Source organism: Pandoraea sp. ISTKB, assembly GCF_001721285.1.
Classification (GTDB): domain Bacteria; phylum Pseudomonadota; class Gammaproteobacteria; order Burkholderiales; family Burkholderiaceae; genus Pandoraea; species Pandoraea capi.
Window position 1 is genome coordinate 1 of sequence record NZ_MAOS01000103.1, and the last position, 851, is coordinate 851.

At 60.5% G+C, this 851-nt stretch carries 2 pseudogenes; both read right to left on the minus strand.

From position 1 onward, the window contains the following. Nucleotides 1-125 (minus strand): annotated as a pseudogene (locus A9762_RS28760) (ABC transporter ATP-binding protein); the annotation flags it as partial. A gap of 21 nt (nucleotides 126-146) precedes the next feature. Continuing rightward, nucleotides 147-851: pseudogene (locus tag A9762_RS27005) on the minus strand (ABC transporter ATP-binding protein); the annotation flags it as partial.

Below are 851 nucleotides of genomic sequence, written 5' to 3' on the forward strand. Positions count from 1 at the left end.
CCGTTCGGGCCGATCAGCCCGTAGATCTGCCCCGGCTTGATCTCCAGGCCCACATCGGTGAGGGCCTGCAGACCGCCGAAGCGCTTGTTCACGCCCTTGACGGACAGAAGAATTTGTTCGCTCATGTTCAGGTCATCTCCCTCGGCTTACAGAGTCCGTTCTTCCGGACGCGGCGACGGCCACAGGCCGGCCGGACGGTACAGCATGATCAGGATCATGGCCAGACCGTACAGCAACTGCCGGATCACTTCGGGATCGACGATGACGCTACCGAACAACTTCATCTGCAACGGGCCCATGGTCGAGCGCAGGATCTCGGGGAACGCCGAGAGCAGCACACCGCCCAGAATCACGCCCGGAATGTGGCCCATACCGCCGAGCACCACCATCGAGAGCACGACGATCGACTCCCAGAAAGTGAACGACTCGGGCGAGACGAAGCCCTGGAACGCGGAGAACATGCCACCCGCCACGCCACCGAACGACGCGCCCATGGCGAACGCGAGCAGCTTGATGTTGCGTGTGTTGATGCCCATTGCCTTGGCGGCGACTTCGTCTTCACGAATGGCGACCCAGGCGCGTCCGATACGCGAGTGCTGCAAGCGCACGCAGATGAATGCGATGAGCAACGCGAGGAACACGAACAGGTAGTAGTACATGTACACCGAGCTGACCTTGAACCCGAAGAACTCGTGCGCCTTCGAAAAATCGAAGCCGAACAACGAGGCGGGTTGAATGCCGGTGATCCCCTTCGGACCGTTGGTGATGTTCACCGGACGGTCGAGGTTGTTCATGAAGATACGGATGATTTCACCGAAGCCCAGCGTCACGATGGCCAGATAGTCGCCGCG